General features: G+C 46.3%; 5 protein-coding genes. 1 reads left to right on the forward strand and 4 read right to left on the reverse strand.

Annotated features, from left to right (window positions below; all coding sequences use genetic code 11):
• Positions 1 to 40 precede the first annotated feature (40 nt).
• The 3 genes from C943_RS16190 to C943_RS16200 form a co-directional block, all read right to left on the reverse strand.
• Positions 41 to 1,747, reverse strand: coding sequence for an amidohydrolase (locus tag C943_RS16190; RefSeq protein WP_008629951.1), 1,707 nt, complete (start codon positions 1,745 to 1,747; stop codon positions 41 to 43).
• Positions 1,748 to 2,000: 253 nt separating this feature from the next.
• Entirely contained in the window at positions 2,001 to 2,387 is a 387-nt protein-coding gene (locus tag C943_RS16195) for a hypothetical protein (RefSeq protein WP_040481044.1), read from the reverse strand.
• Between the two features lie 201 nt (positions 2,388 to 2,588).
• Positions 2,589 to 2,768: a hypothetical protein gene (locus tag C943_RS16200; protein WP_008629953.1), complete on the reverse strand. Its 180-nt coding sequence runs from the start codon at positions 2,766 to 2,768 to the stop codon at positions 2,589 to 2,591.
• 144 nt (positions 2,769 to 2,912) lie between these two features.
• Between C943_RS16200 and C943_RS16205 the strand changes: the two genes are divergently transcribed.
• Positions 2,913 to 3,494: a hypothetical protein gene (locus C943_RS16205; RefSeq protein ID WP_040481048.1), complete on the forward strand. Its 582-nt coding sequence runs from the start codon at positions 2,913 to 2,915 to the stop codon at positions 3,492 to 3,494.
• Positions 3,495 to 3,764: 270 nt separating this feature from the next.
• On the opposite strand, the gene C943_RS16210 is transcribed toward C943_RS16205, so the two are convergent.
• Positions 3,765 to 6,569 carry an outer membrane beta-barrel family protein gene (locus C943_RS16210; RefSeq protein WP_008629956.1) on the reverse strand — a complete coding sequence of 935 codons (2,805 nt, stop codon included), beginning with the start codon at positions 6,567 to 6,569 and terminating at the stop codon, positions 3,765 to 3,767.
• Positions 6,570 to 6,774 lie beyond the last annotated feature (205 nt).

Here is a 6,774-nt window from a genome sequence, read left to right on the forward strand (position 1 = left end):
CCGAGTGTTGTGGACTGAAACCAGTTCGCCGCCATTGAAATCAATCCGCCTGATAGACGATCTTCCCTCCTACCACGGTCATTTTCACTTTGGTGCCCAAAATCTCATTCTCGGGAATTTCCATGATATTCTTGTCAAAAACGGTAAAATCAGCCGCTTTTCCGACCTCAATCGATCCTTTGAAATCCTCCTCAAACTCCGCATAGGCGCCCGCCAAGGTGTAGGAATGCAAGGCTTGTTCCCGGGTCAATTTCTGGTCTGGTTCATAACCTCCCTCGGGCAACATTTTGAGCGTCTTTCTCGACACGGATGCATAGAAAGAGGGTATCGGATCCAAAGGCTCCACTGGTGCATCGGTCCCATTCGAAATTACGGCTCCCGATCCCAGCAATTTCTGCCAGACATAAGCCCCATCCTTGATACGCTTCGGGCCCAGCCTGCCGATGGCCCAAGGACGGTCAGAACTCAAATGGATGGCTTGTATCGCTGCGATGACGCCCATTTCCCCAAACCTGGAAATATCATCCACATGCAAATGCTGGGCGTGCTCCACGCGAAAGCGGTGATCTTTGATGTCGGGGAATTTGGCGAAGACAGCCTCATAGCGATCCAGCACCTCACGATTGGCACGGTCACCGATGGCGTGGGCACAAACTTGGAAACCTGTCGCCAGTGCTTTTTCCGAAACCTGCGTGACGATGGACATCGGTAGGGTTTCGTGGCCCCGTTGCCCAGGCTTATCGCTGTAGTCTTCCAACAACCACGCGCCCCAAGGGCCCAAGGCACCATCGCAGTTCAGCTTGATCGAGCGGACCGTGACCATGTGCGCGGGATCAATCATGGGGCCTTTCTTGTACCATTCCTCCAAAAGCTCGGGCTGACGTCCGGTCAACATGATGTACATCCTGGACGTCAACTTACCTTCAGACCTGAACTTTTCGACCATATCGATAAAGTCCTGCCCGCTCCCTGCGTCGTGAAAGGAGGTGATCCCTTTTTCCGCCAGTTCCTTCAGTGCAAGTTCCAGGGCTTTTTCCATGCGCTCAGGTGTATCTTTCGGAATAAGCTTGGATACCAATCCGGATGCCCTTTCTACCAAAATCCCTGTCGGATTCCCCAACTCGTCCCTGACAACTTCTCCGCCCTCTACTTCCTGTTGGGGGTTTTCGCTCCTGAGGGGATTGATGCCAGCCATTTCCATGGCTTTTTTGTTCACGAAGGAAGCGTGTCCCGATGCATGGGCGAGATAAACGGGATTATCGGGCGTGACGGCGCTCAGGGCCTCATGGGTCTGAAAACCTTGGACCGTGTTATCAGGCATTTTCAGCCATTTGTCCTGATGCCAGCCTCTACCTGTAATCCATTCCCCTGGTTCGGCCTTGGCGGCAGCTTCAGCGACTTTTTCTATGAGTTCATCGTAGGTCTGCACATACATCAGGTCGATGTCGAGTTTGTTGTAACCGATGCCCATCAGGTGCCCATGGGATTCGATAAAGCCCGGCGTCATGGTTTTTCCCTGCAGATCTATCGTCTCAGTGTCTTTGCCGATCAGCGACTCGATTTCCTGCCGACTGCCGACCGCGACGATCATCCCGTCGTTGACGGCCACGGCTTCGGTCTTTGGATTGGATTCGTCCCCAGTGTAGATGACACCGTTGACATACACTTGATCGGCAGGATTTTTCGGTCCGGGGTTACAGGCAAAAAGGATCAAGCAAAGTAGCCCGAAGAGGTAGGTGTTTTTCATAGATCGCTAAGTCTCTCCTCGAAGCTATGCGATAGAAACAGAAGAACCAAAACCAATGTTGAATTTGGGTGCGGGACGGGTTTAAATGGAGAGTAAATCCCTTTAGATCGTTTGTTGCAATACCTCAAGAATAATCCCAGGCAAACTGTATATGCCAGGTATTTATAAAAATTGACACTTTATCCATACGCTAAAGAGTCCCGGCAGCTTCGTAGAAATACAATTCAAAGAATTAAGATCTTTGCCGGAAGCGTTACTGGTTTTCAATCGTATCCGCCCCGATTACTACAACGGCTGGATAACTGATTCCACGAGCCGTACACATTGGAACCTCGCTATCCAATACCTTACGAATGCGAACTTTTAGCTTTAAATCGGCATCACCAAACCTTTCCCTATCTAGGTTCAATCCCTCTCGCAAATCCCTCCTTTCTAGCCGGCCTGGACCTACTAAAGTTTCAAGACGATCCAGGTCTTTTTCATCAAACTTCAGGACGTTTAACCCACAGTCGATACTGATACCCAAGGTTGTTACTTCAAAATCACCGAAAGGAAGGGAAAGAATTTCGAGGTCCTCCGGGCTTTCTGTGCAGGATAGTAAAATAAACGATGCGAAAAAAACCAACAAGTACCTTTTCATAAGTTTCTAAATCTTGATGTAAGGACGCAAAGTTTTGTAGATATGTTGTGAGCTGTTATAGTTTTTATGTGATAATTTTTTCGCTTTCTAGTTTATTCAGAGCATTCCTGAAAACTCCAAAAAATAACGCTTATCTCATAAACCCAACAACCCATCTACCTCCTCAGAACTCGAAATCCTCTTTGTCTCACCGGATTCGATTTATGCAAGGCTTTCTTTGATACGCTTGAGCATCGCGACATTGATATAAAAATCGTCTTCGCCCATGGGTATTAAAGCATAGGGTTTTTTCTTCCCACGCTGGACTGTAATCTGTTCTCGCTGGTCTGCTCTTTCAACGTATTCCTGTTGATTCTCCCTGAATCCCCAACTGCTGGTCATCAACATTGCTTTAAAATGTGTACGAATTTGTTGAAACGTTAATCGTTTCTTTTGTAGTTGCCTTTAAAATCTTGAGATTAAAGAATAAATTAGTAAAAACAATTTCTTTTTTCTAAGTTCACAAATAATCTAACAGGACACGCGATGATCAAGAGCATTTTCAAATTCATATTTATTGGTTTACTTATTATTTCCTGCGCTGAAAAAGAACATCCGGAAACTGTTTTTGGATTATATCTTCCGGAATCTATTACGTCTGATCGGCCAATAGACTTTACAGGTAAGGGGATTGTTTCGCTGGATTTACTCGATCAACTTATCAAAACCAACGACAGCAGAATATTCCTCGGTCAGAATTCTGGAACGATTTTTCTTAATTTGTACAGCCCAGCATATTTTAACGTACATTTTTCTCAAGTCATTCTCAGACTTCCACATCATTATGAATTTAATGATCAAGTTACAGTATTATATGTCCAAGATGGAAGGAGGTTTGATTTGGAAGACAATAGATCAGCGACTTTGTCGTGGAACAGTTTTCCACACCCATTTGATTATCCTGAGCAAATCCATGAGGACATTGTTATTGAAAGTCTAAAAACCAATTCAGGAAAAAACAATAATGTGGAATTGGTGATTTCCCAAAGACTGTTTGACCATTCCAAAAAAGAGTGGGTTGAGGCAAAAATCACTTATACATTCCGAAAGGACAGTCCTTGTTGTTAGAAATCAATGATAAAACAAGAAGGCTTGGACCCCAACAATTTTGGATGACTAACCTATTTTTTTATCCTTGTGGGTAGATAAATCGGTACTTTTTCCAATTGGCCAAAGCAAGCTCACTCACGAATGATGATTTCTTTTCTATAAGAGAAGGAGGTTATTTGGGCGAAGCGTTAATCAACTTTTTGTTCATTAATCCAATTTATTCACTTTGGTTTCTTTACTCTTAACAAGTTGTGAAATCAGATTTGAATAATTTGAAAATAAAACGATCTATCCTCCCATCCTGATCATCCGCATCCCGCCCCCTCCCGGCCTAGGCATATTGTTCATGGGATTGCTGCCAAGCTTGTAGGTGAAACTCAGAAGCACAAAGCGCCCAAGATTGTTGGTGACGGTCTGTTCTACGTAGTTGACATCCGCCCTTTGGGACACACCCACGTTTTGGTTAAGCAGGTTTTGGCCGGAAAGCTTGATTTCGCCTTTATTGTTTTTGAGGATAAATCGTGATACCGAAAGGTTGAGCAAAGGAATCGTTTCGCTGAAATCGGTCGTTTCGCTGCGGTAGACCAAATAGTTGAAATTGCCTCCGATCGTATATTTTTTCAAAAGGTTGACGGTGGCCTCCGCATTGTAGCTTTGGTTGAAAAAGAGTTGATTTTGCTGGGGATTGAAGGAATAACCCGTGCGCTGACGGCTGAGGTTGGCACTCAAGCCGATCATGAGGTATTCCTCCCAATTGTAGTCATAGCGTATGTTTCCACCAAAATTGGAAATCTTGATTTCGTCTTCCTGGCCGTTGATCAGATTGAGTCCACGCTGGTAAACGCCATTGGGACCGATGCTGAAATTACTGTTGAGCGGCTTGATCGGAAATCCAAAATTCACGTTGCCGTTGGCGGTCCATTGGTCTTCCACATTGACGGGCATGACGGTGCGGACGAGGTTTTCATCGATGGTCTGGGAATTGACGATCGCGTTTTTGGTATAGTTGACATTCGCGTTGGCAAAGAAGCTGATGAATTTGCCCATGTCGAAGCTGTTGTAATTCAGCCGCATATTGTGCAGGTAAGCGGGTTTGAGTTCTGGATTGCCCACATAGAGATTCAAGGGATCGGCATTGTTGACCACGGGCTGTAGCTGCTCTATGGTCGGTTCCGTGACCGAAGTGCCATAGTTGAAGCCCAGGTTTCTGGTATTGCTGAAGTTGTAATTGAAGCGGAGGCTGGGAAGAAAATTCTCAAATCTGTTTTGGATTCGCTCGTCCGCGAGCAAAAGATCACCTTTCAGTCTGGTGGCCTGCCAAGCCACCCCAGTCACTAAATTATAGTTTTGCCGATTCCAACTCAGATTCGCTCCCGGCCTGTGGTAGGTGTAGATGCTGTTGAATTTATTGCTCAAATCGGTGTTCAGCACCAGATTTTCTTCCTCCCAATCGTACACTTCCTGATTTACCCGGTTGTGGTTTTGCCTAAAATTGTACACCAACTCCAGGTATTTCCGTCCACCGATTGGCTGTGTGTAGGAAAGGTTGGTCCCATAGTTCAAGGCATCCCGATCTTGGAAATTCTGTTGGCGAATGATCTCTGTACTTGGGGTGCCGGTAAAAAACTGGTTCTCGGCATACAGGCTGCCTTCGTAGTCACTTTGATTTGCACCCAAGTTGAAATTGGCAGAAATGGTCCTTCCCGGCTTTTTGAACCGATGCCGGAGGAGGAAATCGGTATTGAATTGGAAATTGTCCCCTGTATTCAGGTTGGTGCGCTCGCCGGAATTGAGCGTATTGTCTTGGGAATCCGAGTTACGTGTGATGCTGTTGGTAGCGCGATCAGATTGGGTATAGGTCAAATTCGTGGTCGATCGGAATGAATTCAAACTGTCAATCTGGTGGTCCACAATCAAGTTGGCGCGATGGTTCGCATTCACATTGTCCTGACGGCTTTGCTCATTGAAATTCAGGTTTCCCTGCGGAAAGAAGTTGATCCGATCGGAGTTTTGTTGGATGTAATGGTCGAGGTAATTGAAAAAATAGCTCCCCGTCATCTTGGTTTTTTTGCTGAATTCATTGTTCAGGTTGGCACCAAATGCATGGGAATTCATGATTCCGTTCATCCTTTGACCCGTATTCAAGGGAATGCTGCTGGTCGCACCCGGACCGCCGACGACTACGCGCACCATTCCCCCGGACGAAAAGCTCTGTATACCGCCGTTGAAATTGATGTAATCATCGATCGAGAATCCCTGCTCGTTGGTGTTGTTGGAAAGGCCTAAGAGCGATAGTTGGCTTTTCTCGGTAAACTTGTTGACGTTGCCTTTGAGCGCATAGCGGTTGTCGGTTCCATACCCGGCAGTGACATTTCCAAAGTATCCCCGCTTGTGGCTGTCCTTGAGTTGGAGGTTGATGGTTTTTTCCCTTTGGCCGTCGTCGATTCCTGTAAACTGCGACTGATCCGACTTGCGGTCGTAGATCTGGATTTTATCAATCGCTTCTGCCAAAAGGTTTTTGGAAGCCAATTTTGGATCATTGGCAAAGAATTCTTTGCCATCCACCATGATCCTGCGGACCGTTTCCCCTTGGGCCTTGATATTCCCTTCGCTATCCACTTCCACGCCAGGGAGCCGCTTCAGCAGGTCTTCCACATTGGCATTCGGCTGGGTTTTGAAGGCCGCCGCGTTGTATTCTATGGTGTCTTTCTTGATCGTCACAGGTGCTATTGCTTCGACAGTCACGCCTTCCAATTCCTCCGTGCTTTCCTCCAACTTGATCGTCCCGAATTGAAAAATGGGCGAACCAGTGGGCTTTTTGACCAATTGGGAAAAAGTCCTGTAGCCAACAAAACTGATTTGCACCAATAGCTCATCCTCGCGCAGGTTTTTCACCTCAAATCCTCCCTGCGGATTACTGACACCAAAAGTCACCAAAGTAGAATCCTTGGGATCGAGCAGCGTAATCGTCGCGGAAGGCAAACCCTTGGCCTGCGTATCCTGAATCACACCCTGGATCGCCCAGCGCTGCGTCTGCGCCAGGATATTGACCGACATGAAGAAGAAAAAAAGAATTGTGGTAGTGGTTTTCATAGTGGTTTGGGCAATAGTCGATAGTCCATAGCGGGGGCGTTGTACTTCGGTTCTAGTGGTTGGTTGGTTTGTAAGGTTATTGGTTAATAAGTTATTGAGTTATTGGTGGCGAAGTCCATAGTCCGTAGTCCATAGCTCCGGGAATTGAACTTTAATACCCGATTCGGTTTTACGATACTTTGTGTGTGCCTAAAATAGGTTGACG

It is taken from the genome of Mariniradius saccharolyticus AK6, from assembly GCF_000330725.2.
Taxonomy (GTDB): domain Bacteria; phylum Bacteroidota; class Bacteroidia; order Cytophagales; family Cyclobacteriaceae; genus Mariniradius; species Mariniradius saccharolyticus.